This window comes from Rhodococcus indonesiensis (assembly GCF_047782815.1).
Classification (GTDB): domain Bacteria; phylum Actinomycetota; class Actinomycetes; order Mycobacteriales; family Mycobacteriaceae; genus Rhodococcus; species Rhodococcus indonesiensis.
In genome coordinates, this window is the sequence record NZ_CP180630.1 from 4,141,365 (window position 1) to 4,158,902 (window position 17,538).

Here is a 17,538-nt window from a genome sequence, read left to right on the forward strand (position 1 = left end):
CAGGTTCACGAGACGCCCGGGTTCACGGCCCCAACGAGTCCTCGACCCGGTCGAACCACTCGAGCACGGCTCGTTCGTAGACGATGCCGAAGTCCAAGGTCGCCGACGAGTACGGATCCGCACCGCATTCGGCAGCGCGCTCGTAGTCGGCGAGCCGGCGTTCGTGGGCCACCCGGTGGACGGCGAGCATCTCCGCCAGCCTGCCGGGGGGCAGATGCCTGCCGAACGCGACGGTGAGCAGCAGCGGGTAGCGGATGTTCTCCGGCCCGGGTTCGCGTTCGATCCACTCGGCGAACGCGGCCCGGCCGGCGTCCGTGAGCGCAAACGGCTTACGGTCGCGCGGGCCCACCTCGCCGGCCTCGACCAGACCGGCCCGTTCCATCGCGGCGAGTTCGCGGTACACCTGGCTGGTCGTGATCGACCAGAACTTTCCGATCCGCTCCTGCGCGGTCACCACCAGATCCCATCCCGTCTTCGGGCCGTCGTGCAGGAATCCCAGCAGCGACGCCGCGGTGGCATTCAGCGGGCGGGCCGCAGTGATATTGCTCGCACGGCCGGCGGTGACCTCGGACGGGCGATCGGCCATAGCTGACACCTTCCCTGGGGGTTGACATTCCACTGTGGCATATCCACCATGGTGATAGCGACCTTCCACTGTGGAACTTCGACCCGCAGACCCGGTCGCCTCGATCCCTCCGGGAGGCAGCGATGGAATACGCCGACGGCGTCCGCATCTCCGACCCCGAACGCGAACGTCTCGTCGACGAACTGGGCCGGCACCTCACCGCCGGCCGGCTCACGATCGGCGAGTTCGACGAGCGCGTCGGAGCGGTGTACCGATCCGTCACCACCGACGAGGCGCGCCGGGTGGTGAGCGACCTTCCCGCAGCACCCCCGCCCGCACCCGTCCGCGCCCCCGCTCGCACTGCTGACCTCCGGCTGCCCGTGCATCAGCGGATCGAGTGGGCGGCGTGGGCCGCAGCCGGGACGATCAACCTCGCCATCTGGGCGATCGTGTCGATCGCCGTCGGCGCGGCGGTGTACCCGTGGCCGATCTGGGTGATCGGACCGTGGGGACTGGTACTGCTCGGCCGAACGCTCGCCGGACGAGAGGGCACCGCCCCCTCCACGGGCCCCAGCCGCAGCGGACGGCAATCTCACCGGTGGTGCACATCACAACTTCGGCTATGATCGACGGGAATTACTTGTAACTCGCAGTTACGCGAAGGATCAGGGAGGACCCCCGTGTCGAAGACGCTCGAAGCCACCGTCGAGATCACCGCATCGCCGCAGCAGGTGTGGCAGGTGATCTCCGACCTGAAGCGGATGGGCGAGTGGAGCCCGCAGTGCCGGAAGATGGTCGTTCTCGGCGGACCCGTCGGCCCCGGGACCAAGACGATCAACATCAACCGCAAGGGCCTGCTCGTGTGGCCCACCACCGCCAAGGTGCTCTCGTTCGAGCCGGGCCGCCTGCTCCGCTTCCGGGTCGCGGAGAACGGAACCGTCTGGTCGTTCACTCTGGATCCGACCGAGACCGGCACCCGGGTGACCCAGAGGCGGGAAGCCCCCAACGGCACCAGCAAGGTCTCACAGTTCCTCATCGACAAGGTTCTCGGTGGCGCCACCGCCTTCGACGACGACATGGTGGTCGGCATGAATGCCACCCTCGCGCGCATCAAGCGGGAGGCCGAGGGCGCGGCCCTCGCCCGGTGACCCTCCTCGCGTAGGCTGTGATAGCCCGCGGGCCGCACGCCCGCGGGTCACACCGCGCGACACTAAGAGGAGCCGTGGCCCGAAAGCCCACACCCCCCGGAACCCCACCGCCCACCAGCGTCGAACACGTACTCGAACTGGTCCGCAAGACGATTCCACCGCTCCACCCGGCCGGCATCCCCTTCGTCGCCGCGCCGCTCGCCGTCGCGGCGCTCGGCCGCAACCGCAAGTGGATCCGTCGCGCCGGCCTCGCCTCGGCCGCCGCCACCGCCGGGTTCTTCCGGCATCCGCACCGGGTGCCGCCGAACCGGGTCGGTGTCGTCGTGGCCCCGGCCGACGGTGAGGTGGCACTGGTGGACACCGCGGTGCCGCCCGCCGAACTCGAGATGGGTACCGAGCCACGGCCGCGGGTGAGCATCTTCCTGTCCGTGCTGGACGTGCACGTCCAGCGCAGCCCCGTCGGAGGCACCGTCTCCAAGGTCGTGCACCGGCCCGGGCAGTTCCTCTCGGCCGATCTCGCCGATGCCAGCGAAGTCAACGAGCGCAACAGCATGCTGCTCGAGACGCGCGACGGGGCCGACGTGGCCGTCGTCCAGATCGCCGGGCTGCTCGCCCGCCGCATCGTGTGCGACGCCCAGGTGGGTGACACCCTGCCGATCGGCGACACCTACGGCCTGATCCGTTTCGGTTCCCGCGTCGACACCTATCTGCCCCCGGGCAGCACTCTCCTCGTCGAACGCGGGCAGAAGACGATCGGCGCCGAGACCGTCATCGCGCAGCTGCCGTGAGCCCGTCCCCGGCCTCCCAGGCAGCCCCGGAGCGCAGACGCCGCGGGCGCCCGCAGGCCGTGCGGCTGCTGCCGAGCGTCATCACGATCCTTGCGCTCTCCGCCGGGCTGTCGGCGGTGAAGTTCGCCCTCGACGGCCAGCTGGGCACCGCGCTGGGCATGATCGGTGCGGCGGCCGTGCTGGACTCCCTCGACGGACGCATCGCCCGCCTGCTCGACGCCACCACCAAGATCGGCGCCGAACTGGACTCGTTGTCCGACGCGGTCGCGTTCGGCGTGGCGCCGGCCCTCGTGCTGTACGTGACGCTGCTGGACGGCAGCCCCTTCGGCTGGATCGTCGCCCTGCTGTACGCGGTCAGCATCGTGCTGCGCCTGGCCCGGTTCAACACGCTGCTCGAGGACGACACGGTGCCCGCGTACGCCCGCGAGTACTTCGTCGGCGTGCCGTCCCCCGCCGGCGCCCTCGTCGCCCTGGCACCGGTCGCCGCGCACGTCCAGTGGGGCGACGGCTGGTGGGACTCCTACCCGGTGGTGGCCGTCTGGACGCTGCTCACCGCCGCCCTCGTCGTCAGTCAGATCCCGACCCTGGCGATGAAGTCGGTGTCCGTCCCACCGCGCTACGCAGTCGTCCTGCTGGTGCTCGTGGCGGTCGCGGCGGCCGCACTGGTCACCTACCCGTACGTGCTCATGCTCGTCCTTGTCGGCCTGTACCTGGCGCACATCCCGTTCGCGGTCCGCTCCAAGCGCTGGGTGGCGGCGCGGCCGGAGACGTGGAACATCAAACCGTCCGAGCGGCGCGCCCTGCGCGCCGAGCACCGCGCCCTGCGGCCCCGCCGGGTCGGGATCCGGCGCGCTCCGCAACCCCGGCAGTCCGCCGCGCGGCTCGGTCTGCGCCGCCCCCGCGGACGCTGACGACGCTCTAGGCTCGGCGGGGTGAGCAGCCCCGAACTCGCATTGACCGTCCGTCTGAACACCTCTGCGGCCGATGCGCGCCGCGGCGTCGTCCGCGTGCACCCGGAGGTGCTCACCGCGCTGGGCCTGCGCGAATGGGATGCGATCGGCCTGATCGGCGGCCGCCGCACGGCGGCCGTCGCCGGCCTCGCCCCCGCCGGCACCCCGACCGGCACGATCCTGCTCGACGACGTCACGCTGTCCAACGTGGGGCTGCGCGAGGACGCCACCGTCCTCGTCGGCCCGGTCGTCGTCCACGGTGCCCGCACCGTCGCGGTCGCCGGATCGGCGCTCGCCACCCACACGATCGACGACGTCACGCTGCGTCAGGCACTGCTGGGCAAGGTCCTCACCGTCGGCGACGCGGTGTCACTGCTGCCCCGCGATCTCGGTCCGGGTACGAGTACCGCCCCCACCACCCGCACCCTGTCCCGCACGTTCGGGATCGCCTGGACCACGGAACTGCTCACCGTCACCGCCGTCGACCCCGGCGCACCGGTGAGCGTGCAGCCGAACACCGCGGTGAGCTGGGGCAGCGCCCCGGCCGGACGACTCGTCGCCGAGACTCGTCCGGCAGCCGTGCGGTCGGCCCGGTCCCCGGTTCCCACCCCGCCGCCGCCACCGGTGGAGGACCTCGTCGGCGTGCAGACCCAGGCCGGCAAGCTCTCCGAGTGGCTGAAGCTGGCCCTCGACGAGCCGGAACTGCTGCGCACCCTCGGCGCCTCCCCCCACCTGGGGGTGCTGATCACCGGGCCCGCCGGCGTCGGCAAGGCCACCCTCGCCCGGGCGGTGCTCGCCCACCGTCGCGTCGTCGAACTCGACGGGCCCGGCGTGGGTGCCACCGCCGCCGACGACCGGCTGCGCCGCGTCACGGCCGCCGTCGCCGACCTGGCCGCCGGCGGGGTCCTGCTGGTCACCGACATCGATGCGCTGCTGCCCGCGAATCCCGAACCGGTGTCGGCGCTGATCCTCGACCAACTGCGCCGCGCCGTCGACACCGTCGGGGTTGCGCTCGTCGCGACCACGGCGCACCCCACCGAGGTGGACTCGCGGGTCCGGTCCCCCGAGATCTGCGACCGGGAACTGGCCCTGCCGCTGCCCGACGGCGCCACCCGTCGCGCCCTCCTCGACGTGCTGCTGCGCCGGGTGCCCACCGGCGACCTCGCCCTCGACGCCGTCGCCGCCCGCGCACCCGGCTTCGTCGTCGCCGACCTGGCCGCCCTGTGCCGGGAGGCGGCTCTGCGGGCGGCGGCGCGGGCGAGTCGCGACGACACCGAGCCGGAGCTGACCCAGGACGACCTCCTCGGTGCGCTCGAGGTGATCCGCCCCCTGTCACGATCGGGCACCGAGGAGCTGGCCATCGGCAGCGTCACCCTGGACGACGTCGGCGACATGGTCGACACCAAACAGTCGCTCACGGAGGCGGTGCTGTGGCCGTTGCAGCACCCCGATTCCTTCGCGCGCCTCGGTGTCGAGCCGCCGCGCGGTGTGCTGCTCTACGGGCCCCCGGGGTGCGGCAAGACCTTCCTGGTACGGGCACTGGCCAGCTCGGGACAGCTGAGCGTGCATGCCGTCAAGGGCGCCGAGTTGATGGACAAATGGGTGGGCGCCTCGGAGAAGGCCGTGCGGGAACTGTTCCAGCGCGCCCGAAATTCGGCACCCGCGCTGGTGTTCCTCGACGAGATCGACGCGCTCGCCCCCAGACGCGGGCAGAGCTCGGACTCCGGGGTCACGGACCGGGTGGTGGCCGCGCTGCTCACCGAACTCGACGGGGTCGAACCACTGCGCGATGTCGTGGTGCTCGGCGCCACCAACCGGCCCGACTTGATCGATCCGGCGCTGCTGCGCCCCGGCCGGCTCGAACGGCTGGTGTTCGTACCGCCGCCGGACGCCGAGGCGCGCGCGGCGGTTCTGCGCACCGCGGGCCGGTCGGTGCCGCTGGCCGACGACGTGGACCTCGATGCCCTCGCCGCCGACCTCGACGGTTACTCCGCGGCGGACTGTGCGGCGCTGCTGCGGGAGGCGGCGCTCGCGGCGATGCGCCGCAGCGTGGACGCCGCGGCGGTCACCGCCGGCGACGTGGCGGCGGCACAGAAGACGGTGCGCCCCTCGCTGGACGCCGCCCAGGTCGAACACCTTCGTGCCTACGCCGAAGGACGCTGACGATGCCGGCCGTGACGGTGCGAGTGGACGAACCCGTCGCGGGGCTCGCCGCGTTGTGTGCGGGCGCTCTCGCCGGCTTCGCCGTGTCGGTGGACGTGGTGGCACTCCCCGCCGGCACCGGCAGCGTGGCGGCACCGATCGTGTTCGCGGTGGCGGCGGTGCTGGCGGTCGCGGGGCTGCAACACTCCGGCTCACGCCGCACGGCGTGGCTGCTGGCCGCCGGCTGCACGGTGGTGCTCGCCACGGTGCGCTTCGCGGTGCCGGCCGCCGACGTCGACACCCTCACCGTGCTGGACCTCATCGGCGCGGGAGCCGCCGGGATCCTGCTGGGGTCGGCGGTCGCCGCAGTGTGGGGGGAACCGATCGGGCCGTGGGCGGTGGTCACCGGGACGTGGGCGGTGTTCCTCGTCGCCGGCCCGGCGGAGACGTGGCTGCAGTCGTCGGCACTGCCGTCGCCGCTGCAGTGGCCGCTCGCCGTCGGGGCCGGAGCCGTGGTGCTCGCCGCGCTCGTCGCGGGGCCCGGAGCCCGGGTACAGCGGGCGGATGCACGGCTGCCGATCGTCGCGGTCGGGGCGACGGCGGCGCTCGCCGTCGGCATGCACGTGCTCGGGGGCTGGGTGGACGAGCATGCGGCGGGGACGTGGATGTGGCCCGTCGTCGTCGGCGCGCTCGCCGCGACGGTGCTCGGCGTCGAAGCCGTCGCCCGTGTCCTGCCCTTCGCGGACGGCCGGTTCCCGGTCGCCGCGCTCGGGGCGACGGCGGCGGCGTACCCGCTCGTCGACGAGCTCGCCGGGACGGAGGTGTCCGCGTGGGTGCCCGCGACCGGGTTGCTGGCCGTCGCGGCGGGAGCGGCGTCGGCGTGGCGGGTTCCGCGCGTCGAGCTGGGACTGGGGGTGGCCCTGATCGTCACGCTGACCGCTGCGCTGTGGCCGGGTCTCGGGGCGGACGGCCCGCAGTTGCTGGTGCGCGTCGCCCTGGTCGCCGCGGGTACCGGGCTCGCGCTGAGGGCGGCACTGCCGCGGACGGCGCCGGTCGCCGCGATGGGGCTGGGGCTGCCGTTCGCGGCGGCCACGGTCGCCGCGGTAGGGGCCTTACCCGCCGACCAGCGGATGCTCACCGGCGCGCTGGCGGCAACCGTCGCGGTGTGCGCCTGGCGCTGCCGGGGTTGACGTGACCGATCTCACCGAGCCCGGACCAAACCGAGTGCGTGCAGGTGCTCGAACACCAGCATCGAGCCCGGCGCGACCTCGGGAAGGGCGGCGTAGTCGGCGACCGTGAACCAGCCGAGCTCGGCGATCTCCGCCGCCGGACGTGGCTCTCCGGCGAGTTCGGCCGTGAAGCAGGTCATGTGCAGGCGGGTGCCGGGCGGGTGTCCGAACGCGTCGGCCTCGAAGATCCCGATCTCGGCCACGGTGCCGTCGACGAGGCCGACGCCGAGTTCCTCGCGGATCTCCCGGTGCAGTGCCTGCTCGGGTGTCTCACCGGGATCGATCTTGCCGCCCGCCATGTAGAAGGCGGTCTTGCCGACGGAACGGGTCTGCAACAGACGTCCGTCGCGGACGTACGCGAGCGCGGCGGTGCGGATCGGGCCGGTGGCGGGCATGGAGGGACTCTACGATGGGAGTCGGGCGCCTGAGCGTCGACGGTCCGTTCGCAACGTTGTGAACGATACCGGTAGACTTCAGTCAATCCGATTTGTCCATTTGCACAGCAGCGCGTGTGCCGGGGCTTTCCCGGTTCCGCGTAGTTCGGGCATCGCCCCCAGCGGGCGACGCCCGCCAATTGCAAGCCTGTTACACCCCGCCGCCAGGCCCGACCCCGACGGAGTGCCTTTTGCTCGCCATACTCATCGCCCACGCGGTCGCCACTCTCGTCGCGCCGCCTCTGGTCAGAGTCATGGGGAGAAATGCGTTCCTGCCGCTGGCGCTGGTGCCGCTGGCGAGCCTCGGCTGGGTGATCGGCAACTGGAGCACCGAACGCACCCTGCAGATCGCCTGGGCTCCGGGTCTGTCGATGAACATCGACATGCGCTTCGACTCCCTCGCAGCGATCATGTCGGCGCTGGTGCTGGGCATCGGCGCGCTCATTCTGCTCTACTGCGCCCGGTACTTCACCGACGACGAGCCCCGCCTGGGCATCTTCGCCGCCCAGATGGTCGCCTTCGCCGGGGCCATGTTCGGCCTCGTGACCAGCGACAACATGCTGGTTCTCTACATCTTCTGGGAACTGACCACAGTCCTGTCGTTCCTGCTGGTCGGCCACTACGCGGAGCGGGCGTCGAGCCGCCGCGCGGCCACCCAGGCCCTGCTCGTCACCACCGCCGGCGGCCTCGCGATGCTCGTCGGCGTCATCGTGCTGGGGCAACTGGTCGGCAGCTACAACCTCTCCGACGTGATCGCGGCCGCCCCGAGCGGCTGGCTGGCCGGGGTGGGTATCGCCCTGGTGCTGGTCGGCGCCCTCTCGAAGTCGGCGGTGGTCCCGCTGCACTTCTGGTTACCCGGCGCGATGGCGGCCCCGACCCCCGTCTCCGCGTACCTGCACGCCGCCGCGATGGTCAAGGCGGGCATCTACCTGGTGGCGCGGCTGGCTCCGGCGTTCGCCGATGCGGCGCCGTGGCGGCCCATCGTCGTCACCCTCGGCCTGGCCTCGATGCTGCTCGCCGGCTGGCGCGCGTTCCGGGCCTTCGACCTGAAGCTGATCCTGGCCTTCGGCACCGTCAGCCAGCTCGGTTTCCTCATCGCGCTCGTCGGGATCGGCAGCCGGGAGGCAGCACTGGCGGGCATGGCCATGGTCGTGGCCCACGCGATGTTCAAGGCGTGCCTGTTCATGGTGGTGGGCATCGTCGACCACGGCGCGGGCACCCGCGACATCCGGAAGCTCGCGCACCTCGGGAAACGGACCCCGTTCCTCGCGGCAGTCGCGGCCGTCGCCGCGATGAGCATGGGCGGGTTGCCCGTGTTCATCGGGTTCGTCGGCAAGGAGGCCGCCCTCGAGGCCGTGCAGGTGACGACCCTGCTGAGTCCGTGGGCACGGATCGCAGTCCTCACTGCGATCGTGGTCGGGTCGATCCTCACCCTGGCGTACAGCATCCGGTTCGTGTGGGGCGCCTTCGGACGCAAGCAACTCAAGCGCCCCAGTCCGGCCGTGCAGGGCTTCCACGCGCCCGGGCCGCTGCTGCTGTTCTCTCCGACCGTCCTGGCCTTCGGCGGCCTGGCCGCCGGACTCGCCGCGCCGTGGATCGACACGCTGCTCTCGCCGTACGCGGACACGCTGCCCAGCACCCTGGACAAGCCGTACCACCTCGCGCTGTGGCACGGCGTCGGCCTCCCCCTCGTACTGACTGCCGTCGTCGTGGCCGGCGGAACCGCGCTGTACTTCGCGCACCGCACCATCTCGCGCCTGAAGTTCGAGCGTCCGGTGCTCGGCAACGCCGACCGCATGTACGACGAGACGTTGCGGCTCATGGACACGGTGTCGATGCGTCTGACCGGCTTCCTCCAGCGTGGTTCGCTGCCCTTGACCCAGGCGACGATCCTGATGACGCTGGTCCTGCTCCCCACGATCCTGCTGTTCGTGTTCGGTGTCGCGGAACGTCCCCGGCTCCGCTGGTGGGACAGTCCGTTCGAGTTCGTGGTGGTGCTCGCGATCATCGGCGGTGCCCTCGCCGCCGCGATCATGCGCAACCGCATCGCGGGCGTGCTCGTCGTCGGCCTGACCGGATACGGCTGCGGCCTGCTCTTCGCCTTCCACGGCGCACCGGACCTCGCATTGACACAGGCCCTGGTGGAAACCCTCACGCTGGTGATCTTCGTGCTGGTGTTGCGCAAGCTGCCGGCCGAGAACCGGCACGTCGCCGGCAACCGCCTCCGCCGAGCCCTCCTCGGTGTGGCCGTCGGCGCGACGGTCACCGGAATCGGGGCCTTCGCCGTCGCGGCGCGCAGCACCGAACCGATCGCCCTGCTCCTCCCGCAGGCCGCCTACGAGTCCGGCGACGGCAAGAACGTCGTCAACGTCCTGCTCGTCGACATCCGGGCGTGGGACACCCTCGGGGAGATCTCGGTACTTCTCGTGGCCGCGACGGGCGTGGCGAGCCTGGTCTTCCGGACCCGGCGGTTCGGAGCGGCCCCCCGGGTCGCCGACGCCCCCGCCGCACAACTCGATGCAGTGGCCGCCAGCACCGAGACGACCTGGCTCCGAGGTGGGGACCTGATCGATCCGCGACACCGGTCGTTGATCCTCGAGGTCACGACCCGGCTGGTCTTCCCGACCATGATGGTGTTGTCGGTGTACTTCTTCTTCGCGGGCCACAACGCCCCGGGCGGCGGCTTCGCCGGTGGGCTCACCGCGGGCCTGGCGCTGGTGCTGCGCTATCTCGCCGGTGGTCGCTACGAACTCGGCGAGGCCGTCCCGATCGACGCGGGCAAGATCCTGGGCCTGGGCCTGATCTTCTCGGCGGGCACCGCGCTCGTCTCGCTGTTCCTCGGGGCGCCCGCGCTGTCCTCGGCGACACTCGAACTCACTCTGCCCCTACTGGGAGATGTCAAGATGGTGACCGCCCTGTTCTTCGATCTCGGTGTGTATCTGATCGTGGTCGGCCTGGTGGTCGATGTGCTCCGCAGCCTCGGGGCCCGGCTCGACGCCGAGATCGTCGGTGAACGCCGATGACCGTCAACCTGACCCTGCTCATCGCCACGGGTGTGCTCGTCGCCTCCGGTGTGTACCTCCTGCTCGAGCGCAGCATCATCAAGATGCTGCTCGGGCTCCTGCTGATCGGCAACGGCATCAACCTGCTGATCATCGGGCTCGCCGGTCCCGCCGGCGAGCCGCCGATCATCGGATTCGGCAACGAACTCCACGAGGAGATGGCCGATCCGCTCGCCCAGGCGATGATCCTGACCGCCATCGTCATCACGATGGGTATCGCGGCGTTCGTACTCGCCCTGACGTACCGGTCCTTCACGCTCAGCGCACGCGACGAGGTCGAGAACGACCCCGAGGACACCAAGGTGTCCCAGCGCCGGGCTCTCGCCGACGCTCCGGACCGGGACCGATCGGACGATCCGATCACGGGCGAGCCGAGCAAGATCGGCGACGCCTTCGATTCCGCCGGCAACCCCATCCCTCTCGAGGAGCTGACCAACATCGAGGATCTCGAGTGCTACGAGGACCTGCACGACGGGGATTTCGACGACGAGACCGACTCCGCCTACAGCGACGGTGAACCGGCACGCGGAGACGATGCGCCGTCCCCGCGAGGAGGGACCCGATGACCCTGTCCGCAGCCGCCCTCGTACCGCTGCCCGTCCTCATTCCGATGCTCGCGGCGGCCACCACCCTGATCCTGGGGCGCCGGCCGCGTGCCCAGCGTGCCGTCACCGTCGTATCCCTCGGCGCCGTGCTCGTCGTGGCGGGTCTGCTGCTGTATCTCGCGGACCGGGACGGCATCGCGACGTTGCAGGTCGGCGGATGGGAGGCGCCCATCGGGATCACGCTGGTGGTGGACCGTCTGTCCGCCCTCATGCTCGTGGTGTCGGCGATCGTGCTGCTCGCCGTCATGCTGTACGCCGTGGGTCAGGGCATCCACGACGGCAACGAGCAGCAACCCGTGTCCATCTTCCTCCCGACGTACCTGGCGCTGACGGCAGGTGTGTGCAACGCCTTCCTGGCGGGCGACCTGTTCAACCTGTTCGTCGGTTTCGAGGTCCTCCTCGCCGCGTCGTTCGTGCTGCTCACGTTGGGGGCGAGCGCCGACAGGGTGCGCGCCGGCGTCTCGTACGTGATGGTGTCGATGGTCTCGTCGCTGATCTTCCTCGCGGGGATCGCGCTCGCCTACGCGGCCACCGGCACGTTGAACCTGGCTCAGCTGTCCGTGCGTCTCGACGACGTACCCGCCGGCACGCGGGCGGCGATCTTCGGAGTCCTCCTCGTCGCGTTCGGCATCAAGGCCGCCGTCTTCCCCCTGTCCTCGTGGTTGCCCGACTCCTACCCCACCGCCCCGGCACCGGTCACGGCCGTGTTCGCCGGTCTGCTCACCAAGGTCGGCGTATACGCGATCATCCGCACGCACACCCTCCTGTTCCCGGGCGGGGAACTCGACAACGTCCTGCTCATCGCCGGCCTGCTCACGATGCTCGTCGGCATCTTCGGTGCCATCGCGCAGAACGACATCAAGCGTCTGCTGTCGTTCACCCTCGTCAGCCACATCGGTTACATGGTGTTCGGCGTCGCCCTGTCGACGCAGGCCGGGCTGTCGGGGGCGGTGTACTACGTCGCGCACCACATCCTCGTGCAGACCACCCTCTTCCTGGTGGTGGGGCTGATCGAACGCCAGGCCGGATCGGCGTCCCTGCGCCGTCTCGGCGGTCTGGCCCTGGCAAGTCCGCTGCTGGCGATCGTGTTCCTGGTCCCGGCCTTGAACCTCGGCGGCATCCCGCCGTTCTCCGGTTTCATCGGGAAGGTGGCGCTCCTGCAGGCCGGCGCAGCCGAGGGCTCCGTACTGGCGTGGGTGCTCGTGGCCGGTGGCACCGCCACCAGTCTGCTCACCCTCTACGTGGTGGCCCGGGTGTGGACGAAGGCGTTCTGGCGCGCGCGTGCCGACGCCCCCGAAGGCGACCTCGCCGACACGGCGCCGTCCGCACTGCTCGACCGCTCCGAGGAGGACATCGCCTTCGGCGACCGGGCGGACGTGGGACGCATGCCCCCCGCGATGCTCGTCCCGACGGTGGGCCTCGCGCTCGTCGGCATCGGTCTCACCGTCTTCGCCGGCCCGTTGATCGACATCAGCGATCGCGCCGCGGCGAACCTGCGCGACCGCTCCGTCTACGTCGAGGCGGTCCTGGGAGGAGTCCCCGAATGACCAGACGCGCATCGCTGCTCCGAATCCTCGTCCTCGCGTGGATGGTCCTGGTCTGGGTACTGCTCTGGGGCACCTTCTCCGTCGCGAACGCCCTCAGCGGCCTCGTCGTCGCGTTGGCGATCATGTTCCTGCTGCCATTGCCGAGGGTGCCGGTCGAGGGCCGGGTCCACCTGTTCTCCCTGGCCAAACTGACGCTCGTCATCGTCGGCGACACGATCAGGAGCACCGCATCGGTGGCCTGGCTGAGCATCAAGCCGGGACCCGGTCCCCTGACCGGCGTCCTGCGCTGCCGGCTCATCATCAAGTCGGACCTGGTCCTCACCCTGTGGACCGACATCATGAACAACATTCCCGGAACCATGGTGCTCGAGATCGACCGGGTGCGACGGATCGTCTACGTGCACGTCCTCGACCTGAGCAGCGACCGGGCGGTGGCCGAGTTCTACCGGTCGGCGCGCCGGATCGAGCGGCTGCTGATCTCGACGTTCGAACGTAACTCCGAATGGCAGCCCAGCCCTTGGTACCGGGACCCGACCGCGGCGAACAGGGAGGACATCGCATGATAGTGATCCTGACGATATCCGGCGCGCTGCTGGCGACGGCAGCGGCGCTGCTGATCTTCCGGGTACTGACCGGACCGAACTCCCTGGACCGGCTGGTCGCCATGGACTGCATCCTGGCCCTCACGCTGTGCGGGATCGCAGTGTGGGCGGTCTACAGCCGCGACACCAGCATCGTTCCGGCGCTCGTGGCCTTCTCCCTGGTGGGCTTCATCAGTTCGGTGTCCATCGCTCGCTTCCGGGTGCGTGACGAATGATCACGGACATCCTGGAAGTGGTCGGTCACATCCTCATCCTCCTCGGCTCGGCGGTCTGCCTGGCCGGGGCGATCGGGGTGGTGCGCTTCCGCGATACCCTGACACGCATGCACCCGGCCACGATGCCGCAGGTGGTGGGCGTCCTGCTCGTGCTGGCCGGTGCGATCCTCAACCTCCGGGGCAGCGTCGACATCTGGATGCTGGTGCTCGCGTCGATGTTCATGGTGCTGACCGCACCGGTCGTCGCGCACCGGGTGGGCCGGGTCGCCTACCGGGAACAGCTCGGTCGCGACGGCCTCCCGATGCCGGAGGACCTGCCCTCGGATTGACGTCCACCCGGTCCTCGGGCCGGCTCGGACGTCATACGGACTCATCCGTCGTGTCCGTCCGGGTCGGCGCACCGGATCCGGACGGAGTGCCCTCGGGGGACGCGCCGGTGCTCGTGAAGGTGACGTGGAAGGCCACCGCCGCCACCACCAGCGAACCGATCAACAGCGGCCCGGCGAGCAGCGGGTGCTCCGCCATGAGTTCCGGCTGGTACCGGTAGGCCGTCAGCTGCGCGGCCAGCACCGCCGTACCGCCTGCGACGAGCCGGATGCGGAACCAACCCCACCCGCGGTCCGGGTCGCGCAGCGCCGCCTCGAGTGTCAGGCACAGTACCGCGCCGGAGACGAGGTCCACGCCGTAGTGGTAACCGAAGCCCAGTGTGGCGGCGAGCGTGCACCCGAGCCATCCGGTGCCGAGGAGCCGCAGCCAGCCGGGGCCGCCGCGGGTGTGCAGGAACAGTGCCAGCGCCCACGCGGTGTGCAGGCTCGGCATGCAGTTGCGCGGGGTGATCGTGTCGAACGGGATCGGCTGCGGGTCGGGATTCCACGGCACCGTACCCGGCCAGAAGGTCCCCACCTGCCAGCCCTCGCCGTGCTCACCGAATGCGAAGATCGGGCCCACCACCGGGAACAGCATGTAGATCAGCGGACCCACCAGGCCGATGAGCAGGAAGGTGCGCACCAGGTGGTGCGCGGGCCAGGGGCGGCCGCCGCCGACGTGGCGAAGCTGGTAGACGGCGACGACGATCGCCGCGACGGGCAGTTCGATGTACACCCAGTGCAGCACGGCGTACACGCCGGGTCCGAGCCATTCGAGGACCTGACCGGCCAGCCACGACGGATTGCCCAGCGCGTGGTCGGCGAGCTGGACGTACTCGTCGAGCACCTCCGGCCGGGTCCGTGCGGTGAGCTCGAGCCAGGTGTCGCCGATCTTGACGGAGAGCACGAGCAGCACGCCGAGGGCGATGCCGCGCAGCGCACCGCGGCGTCGGCCGCCTTGCAACGCGACCGCGGCGTATCCGGCGAGCAGCACGAGCACGATCGTCGGACCGTTCCCCGCCGTCAGGGGTCCGCCGGTGAGGTACCGCTCGGCCGCGAATGCCACGTCGAGCAGCACCGCGGCAGTGAGGGAGACGACCCGCAGGCGGGTGGTCAGACCGACCATTGCCAGCGCGAGACCGGCCCACGGCACGGACGCCGACGTCGGAACGGCGACGACGTCACCGACGAGTGCGGGGACCGGCCCGGGGAACCCGCTGTACCGCGCGACCACCTCGGCCACGAGGACACCGAGGACCGCACCGATCAGAGCGAGGGGAACGAACAGTTGCGGCACATGCGCCTGCTGCGCCTTCGGGCGCTCCGCCTCTCGGATCGACACCGACACATGGTAAACAGCCGGTGAACTGCGCGGGAACGCGGCCGCCGGGTCAGGCCCGCAGTTCCTCGACCAGCGAATCCACCACGGCGACGAGGTCGCCGCCGGTCTGCTCGGCGATCCGACGTTGCCGCTGGTAGGAGGCGCCTCGCACGGGGATCTGCGCCACCTGGGCGAGTTCGTCCGCACAGCCGAGCCGCACTGCCGTGGGTGTGAGCTGCTCGAGCAGGTCGTTCAGGTCGTCGGTGACGAGCCGTTCGTGGCACACCGGGTCGAGGATCACCTCGGCCTCGAGGCCGTAGCGGGCGGCACGCCACTTGTTCTCCTTGACGTGCCACGGCTGCAGAGTGGGCAGCTGCTCGCCCTGCTCGAGGCGTTCGTCGTAGTACACGACGAGCGAGTGCACGAGCGCGACGAGGGCAGCCAGCTCGGCCTTGTTGGTGATGCCGTCGAACACCCGGATCTCGATGGTGCCCCACCGCGGCGACGGGCGGATGTCCCAGTGCATGCCGCCCGGCTTCGTGATGACACCGGACTTGAGCTGATCCTCGATGAAGCTCTCGTACTGTGCCCAGCTCTCGAAGTGGTACGGCAACCCGGCCGTCGGCAGCTGCTGGAACATCAGGGCACGGTTGCTCGCGTAACCGGTGTCCACACCCGCCCAGATCGGCGACGACGCCGACAGCGCCAGCATGTGCGGGTACTTCACCAGCAGCGCATTGAGGATCGGGATGACCTTCTCGGCGGAGGACACCCCGACGTGGACGTGCACCCCCCAGATCAGCATCTGCCGGCCCCACCAGCGGGTGCGCTCGATCATCTCGTCGTAGTCCGGGGACCGGGTGACGACCTGGTCGGTCCACTGTCCGAACGGGTGGGTGCCGGCGCAGATCAGATCCACACCCGCCGGATCGGCGGCCGTGCGCAACAGGTCGAGGGACTCGGCGAGGTCGTCGACGGCCTCGGCGACGGTGTCGTGCACATCGGTGACGAGCTCGACGGTGTTGCGGAGGAACTCCTTGGTGAGCCGCGGGGTCTGACCGGCACGCTGCTCGACCGCGTCGAAGACGACGGCGGCGGTGTTGGACAGGTCGCGGGTCTTCTTGTCCACCAGCGCGATCTCCCACTCGACGCCGAGGGTCGGGCGGGGCGAACCGGGAAACGGAACGGGCACGAGTCGATCCAACCACAGGGCCCCGGCGACCGTCGCCGGTCGCCGGGGCCCTGTGGAAAGCAGTGCCGGGAGGTCGCCGTCAGGACACGACGCCGCAGGCGAGGCGCTCACCCGCGGCGGTTTCCTCGTGGACGACGACGGAGGTGCCGTCCCCGCCCTGCAGGTCCTCGAGGGTGAACTCCTCGGTGGTGACGGTCAGCGACCCGGTGCCGTCCTCGCGCACCACGACCGCGCCGAGGTCACCGCTCTCGGGGACGCTGGTGTTGCCGCCGGCCTGGAGATGCCCGCCCGCGGACAGGTAGTTGCCGGGTGCGCCTCCGGTCGGTGCGGTGGAGTTCGTCTCGCACTTGCCGACCTCGTGGACGTGGACACCGCGGTAACCGGCGGGCATGCCCTCGAGCTCTACGGTCACCTCGACCGCCCCGCCGGACTCGGTGAAGGTGACGGTGCCGGCGGCGCCCCCGGTCGGGGTGCGCAGCACGGCCTCGAGTTCCTCGCCGGCCCCGGCACCCTGCTCGCCCGGCTGCGCACCCGTCGTGGCCTCCTCCGCGACGGCGCCGCCGCCGTGGGCCTCGTCGGCACCCTCCGGAGCGGGGGATCCCGTCCACACCGGCGGGGTGGTGCCGGGGGTGTCGCTCGGCTCCTCGCTGTTCGAGCACGCGCTCAGGCCCACCGCAGCGATCGCGACGATCGGGGCCAGGGCACGCCAGGACATGCGACGGGTGGAACTCGAGGCCATCAAACCGCTCCTTCGAAGTGGCGAAAAGTCACCCGATCATAACCGGGCGGCGGACGCCCTCACGGCGAGGTGACGATGACGATGACCCCGGGCGCGGAGTCCTCGATCCCGGCGAAGCGCGGCTGTGCCGTCACCCCCAGTGCCTCGGCCACCGCCTCGGCGGTCTGCCGCTCCCCCGGACCCGTGCCGTAGTACACGGACGTGGATGCGATCACCCCGTCGCTGTAGTTGCCCGTCTCCGCGACAGTGAATCCCTCGTCCTCGAGCAGGCCGGCCGTCTGGGCGGCGAGGCCCGTGACGTTGCTGTTGTTCAACACTCGTACCGGTGCGGTGGCGGCCACCGGGGAGGAGGTGGTGGCGGAGACGGTCGTCGTCGCACCGGCGGTGGTCGTCCGCGCCGGTGTCGCCGCGAGCGGCGCCGATGTCGCGGATGTGGTCGCCGGCGCGGCCGCCGGTTCGGTCGCAGGCTCGGGAGCAGAGCCCTCGGAATCGGAGTTTCCGAGCGAGGCGAGGCCGAGGCCGGCGAACAGGATGGCGAGAGAGATCAGCACCATCGCGAGCGCTCGCAGCGGCGGACCCGACGATTCCGAGGTTGTGCTCACGCCGTCGACCTTAGTTGCCGCGTCCGCCGGAG

The 17,538-nt window shown here is 70.9% G+C and carries 18 protein-coding genes; 12 read left to right on the plus strand and 6 right to left on the minus strand.

The features are described from left to right. Positions 1 to 22: 22 nt before the first annotated feature. Positions 23 to 586 carry a PadR family transcriptional regulator gene (locus tag ACM26Y_RS19010; RefSeq protein WP_289378527.1) on the minus strand — a complete coding sequence of 188 codons (564 nt, stop codon included), beginning with the start codon at positions 584 to 586 and terminating at the stop codon, positions 23 to 25. Positions 587 to 708: 122 nt separating this feature from the next. On the opposite strand from ACM26Y_RS19010, the gene ACM26Y_RS19015 reads away from it, so the two are divergent. From ACM26Y_RS19015 to ACM26Y_RS19040, 6 genes are all read left to right on the plus strand, one after another. Further along, positions 709 to 1,191: a DUF1707 SHOCT-like domain-containing protein gene (locus tag ACM26Y_RS19015; RefSeq protein ID WP_416061586.1), complete on the plus strand. Its 483-nt coding sequence runs from the start codon at positions 709 to 711 to the stop codon at positions 1,189 to 1,191. 54 nt (positions 1,192 to 1,245) lie between these two features. After that, positions 1,246 to 1,713, plus strand: a complete 468-nt coding sequence (locus ACM26Y_RS19020) for an SRPBCC family protein (protein WP_416061587.1) — start codon at positions 1,246 to 1,248, stop codon at positions 1,711 to 1,713. 74 nt (positions 1,714 to 1,787) lie between these two features. Then, on the plus strand, positions 1,788 to 2,501 hold the full coding sequence (locus ACM26Y_RS19025) for a phosphatidylserine decarboxylase (protein ID WP_003937425.1): 714 nt from the start codon (positions 1,788 to 1,790) through the stop codon (positions 2,499 to 2,501). A gap of 59 nt (positions 2,502 to 2,560) precedes the next feature. Further along, positions 2,561 to 3,412, plus strand: a complete 852-nt coding sequence (locus ACM26Y_RS19030; protein WP_003937424.1) for a CDP-alcohol phosphatidyltransferase family protein — start codon at positions 2,561 to 2,563, stop codon at positions 3,410 to 3,412. 21 nt (positions 3,413 to 3,433) lie between these two features. Beyond that, a complete protein-coding gene (locus ACM26Y_RS19035) occupies positions 3,434 to 5,614 on the plus strand; it encodes an AAA family ATPase (RefSeq protein WP_416061588.1) in 2,181 nt (726 codons plus the stop codon). 2 nt (positions 5,615 to 5,616) lie between these two features. Then, entirely contained in the window at positions 5,617 to 6,783 is a 1,167-nt protein-coding gene (locus ACM26Y_RS19040) for a hypothetical protein (RefSeq protein ID WP_416061589.1), read from the plus strand. 11 nt (positions 6,784 to 6,794) lie between these two features. Here the strand turns inward: ACM26Y_RS19040 and ACM26Y_RS19045 are convergent, their stop codons facing one another. Then, positions 6,795 to 7,217, minus strand: coding sequence for an NUDIX hydrolase (locus ACM26Y_RS19045; protein WP_289379072.1), 423 nt, complete (start codon positions 7,215 to 7,217; stop codon positions 6,795 to 6,797). A gap of 230 nt (positions 7,218 to 7,447) precedes the next feature. Here ACM26Y_RS19045 and ACM26Y_RS19050 point away from each other — a divergent pair, with 230 nt between their 5' ends. Genes ACM26Y_RS19050 through mnhG form a run of 6 tightly spaced genes read left to right on the plus strand, consistent with a single transcriptional unit; the run spans position 7,448 to position 13,616 of the window. Then, positions 7,448 to 10,279 carry a Na+/H+ antiporter subunit A gene (locus tag ACM26Y_RS19050; RefSeq protein ID WP_416061590.1) on the plus strand — a complete coding sequence of 944 codons (2,832 nt, stop codon included), beginning with the start codon at positions 7,448 to 7,450 and terminating at the stop codon, positions 10,277 to 10,279. After that, positions 10,276 to 10,884, plus strand: coding sequence for a Na(+)/H(+) antiporter subunit C (locus tag ACM26Y_RS19055; RefSeq protein WP_289379067.1), 609 nt, complete (start codon positions 10,276 to 10,278; stop codon positions 10,882 to 10,884). Before ACM26Y_RS19050 ends, ACM26Y_RS19055 begins: the two co-directional genes overlap by 4 nt. Next, positions 10,881 to 12,470: a Na+/H+ antiporter subunit D gene (locus ACM26Y_RS19060; protein WP_416061591.1), complete on the plus strand. Its 1,590-nt coding sequence runs from the start codon at positions 10,881 to 10,883 to the stop codon at positions 12,468 to 12,470. The genes ACM26Y_RS19055 and ACM26Y_RS19060 overlap by 4 nt, the downstream gene beginning before the upstream one ends. Beyond that, positions 12,467 to 13,033, plus strand: coding sequence for a Na+/H+ antiporter subunit E (locus ACM26Y_RS19065; protein WP_371383935.1), 567 nt, complete (start codon positions 12,467 to 12,469; stop codon positions 13,031 to 13,033). Before ACM26Y_RS19060 ends, ACM26Y_RS19065 begins: the two co-directional genes overlap by 4 nt. Further along, positions 13,030 to 13,287, plus strand: a complete 258-nt coding sequence (locus tag ACM26Y_RS19070) for a monovalent cation/H+ antiporter complex subunit F (RefSeq protein WP_054371697.1) — start codon at positions 13,030 to 13,032, stop codon at positions 13,285 to 13,287. The genes ACM26Y_RS19065 and ACM26Y_RS19070 overlap by 4 nt, the downstream gene beginning before the upstream one ends. Beyond that, complete coding sequence (mnhG, locus tag ACM26Y_RS19075) at positions 13,284 to 13,616, plus strand: monovalent cation/H(+) antiporter subunit G (RefSeq protein ID WP_416061592.1); 333 nt, start codon at positions 13,284 to 13,286, stop codon at positions 13,614 to 13,616. Before ACM26Y_RS19070 ends, mnhG begins: the two co-directional genes overlap by 4 nt. A gap of 31 nt (positions 13,617 to 13,647) precedes the next feature. Here mnhG and ACM26Y_RS19080 read toward each other — a convergent pair whose 3' ends face one another. From ACM26Y_RS19080 to ACM26Y_RS19095, 4 genes are all read right to left on the minus strand, one after another. After that, positions 13,648 to 14,940 carry a DUF5933 domain-containing protein gene (locus tag ACM26Y_RS19080; protein WP_416063708.1) on the minus strand — a complete coding sequence of 431 codons (1,293 nt, stop codon included), beginning with the start codon at positions 14,938 to 14,940 and terminating at the stop codon, positions 13,648 to 13,650. A 103-nt stretch (positions 14,941 to 15,043) separates the two neighbouring features. Further along, positions 15,044 to 16,165 carry a glutamate--cysteine ligase gene (locus tag ACM26Y_RS19085; RefSeq protein WP_054371695.1) on the minus strand — a complete coding sequence of 374 codons (1,122 nt, stop codon included), beginning with the start codon at positions 16,163 to 16,165 and terminating at the stop codon, positions 15,044 to 15,046. A gap of 79 nt (positions 16,166 to 16,244) precedes the next feature. Further along, a complete protein-coding gene (locus ACM26Y_RS19090) occupies positions 16,245 to 16,904 on the minus strand; it encodes a superoxide dismutase family protein (protein ID WP_416061593.1) in 660 nt (219 codons plus the stop codon). Positions 16,905 to 16,963: 59 nt separating this feature from the next. Beyond that, on the minus strand, positions 16,964 to 17,506 hold the full coding sequence (locus tag ACM26Y_RS19095; RefSeq protein WP_416061594.1) for a LytR C-terminal domain-containing protein: 543 nt from the start codon (positions 17,504 to 17,506) through the stop codon (positions 16,964 to 16,966). Positions 17,507 to 17,538 lie beyond the last annotated feature (32 nt).

Excerpts from the sequence above, each read along its gene's own strand:
- ACM26Y_RS19045 (WP_289379072.1), bottom strand. The coding sequence starts at position 7,217 with ATGCCCGCCACCGGCCCGATCCGCACCGCCGCGCTCGCGTACGTCCGC.
- ACM26Y_RS19060 (WP_416061591.1), top strand. The coding sequence starts at position 10,881 with ATGACCCTGTCCGCAGCCGCCCTCGTACCGCTGCCCGTCCTCATTCCG.
- ACM26Y_RS19065 (WP_371383935.1), top strand. The coding sequence starts at position 12,467 with ATGACCAGACGCGCATCGCTGCTCCGAATCCTCGTCCTCGCGTGGATG.
- ACM26Y_RS19090 (WP_416061593.1), bottom strand. The coding sequence starts at position 16,904 with ATGGCCTCGAGTTCCACCCGTCGCATGTCCTGGCGTGCCCTGGCCCCG.
- ACM26Y_RS19055 (WP_289379067.1), top strand. The coding sequence starts at position 10,276 with ATGACCGTCAACCTGACCCTGCTCATCGCCACGGGTGTGCTCGTCGCC.
- ACM26Y_RS19040 (WP_416061589.1), top strand. The coding sequence starts at position 5,617 with ATGCCGGCCGTGACGGTGCGAGTGGACGAACCCGTCGCGGGGCTCGCC.
- ACM26Y_RS19015 (WP_416061586.1), top strand. The coding sequence starts at position 709 with ATGGAATACGCCGACGGCGTCCGCATCTCCGACCCCGAACGCGAACGT.
- mnhG (WP_416061592.1), top strand. The coding sequence starts at position 13,284 with ATGATCACGGACATCCTGGAAGTGGTCGGTCACATCCTCATCCTCCTC.
- ACM26Y_RS19010 (WP_289378527.1), bottom strand. The coding sequence starts at position 586 with ATGGCCGATCGCCCGTCCGAGGTCACCGCCGGCCGTGCGAGCAATATC.
- ACM26Y_RS19070 (WP_054371697.1), top strand. The coding sequence starts at position 13,030 with ATGATAGTGATCCTGACGATATCCGGCGCGCTGCTGGCGACGGCAGCG.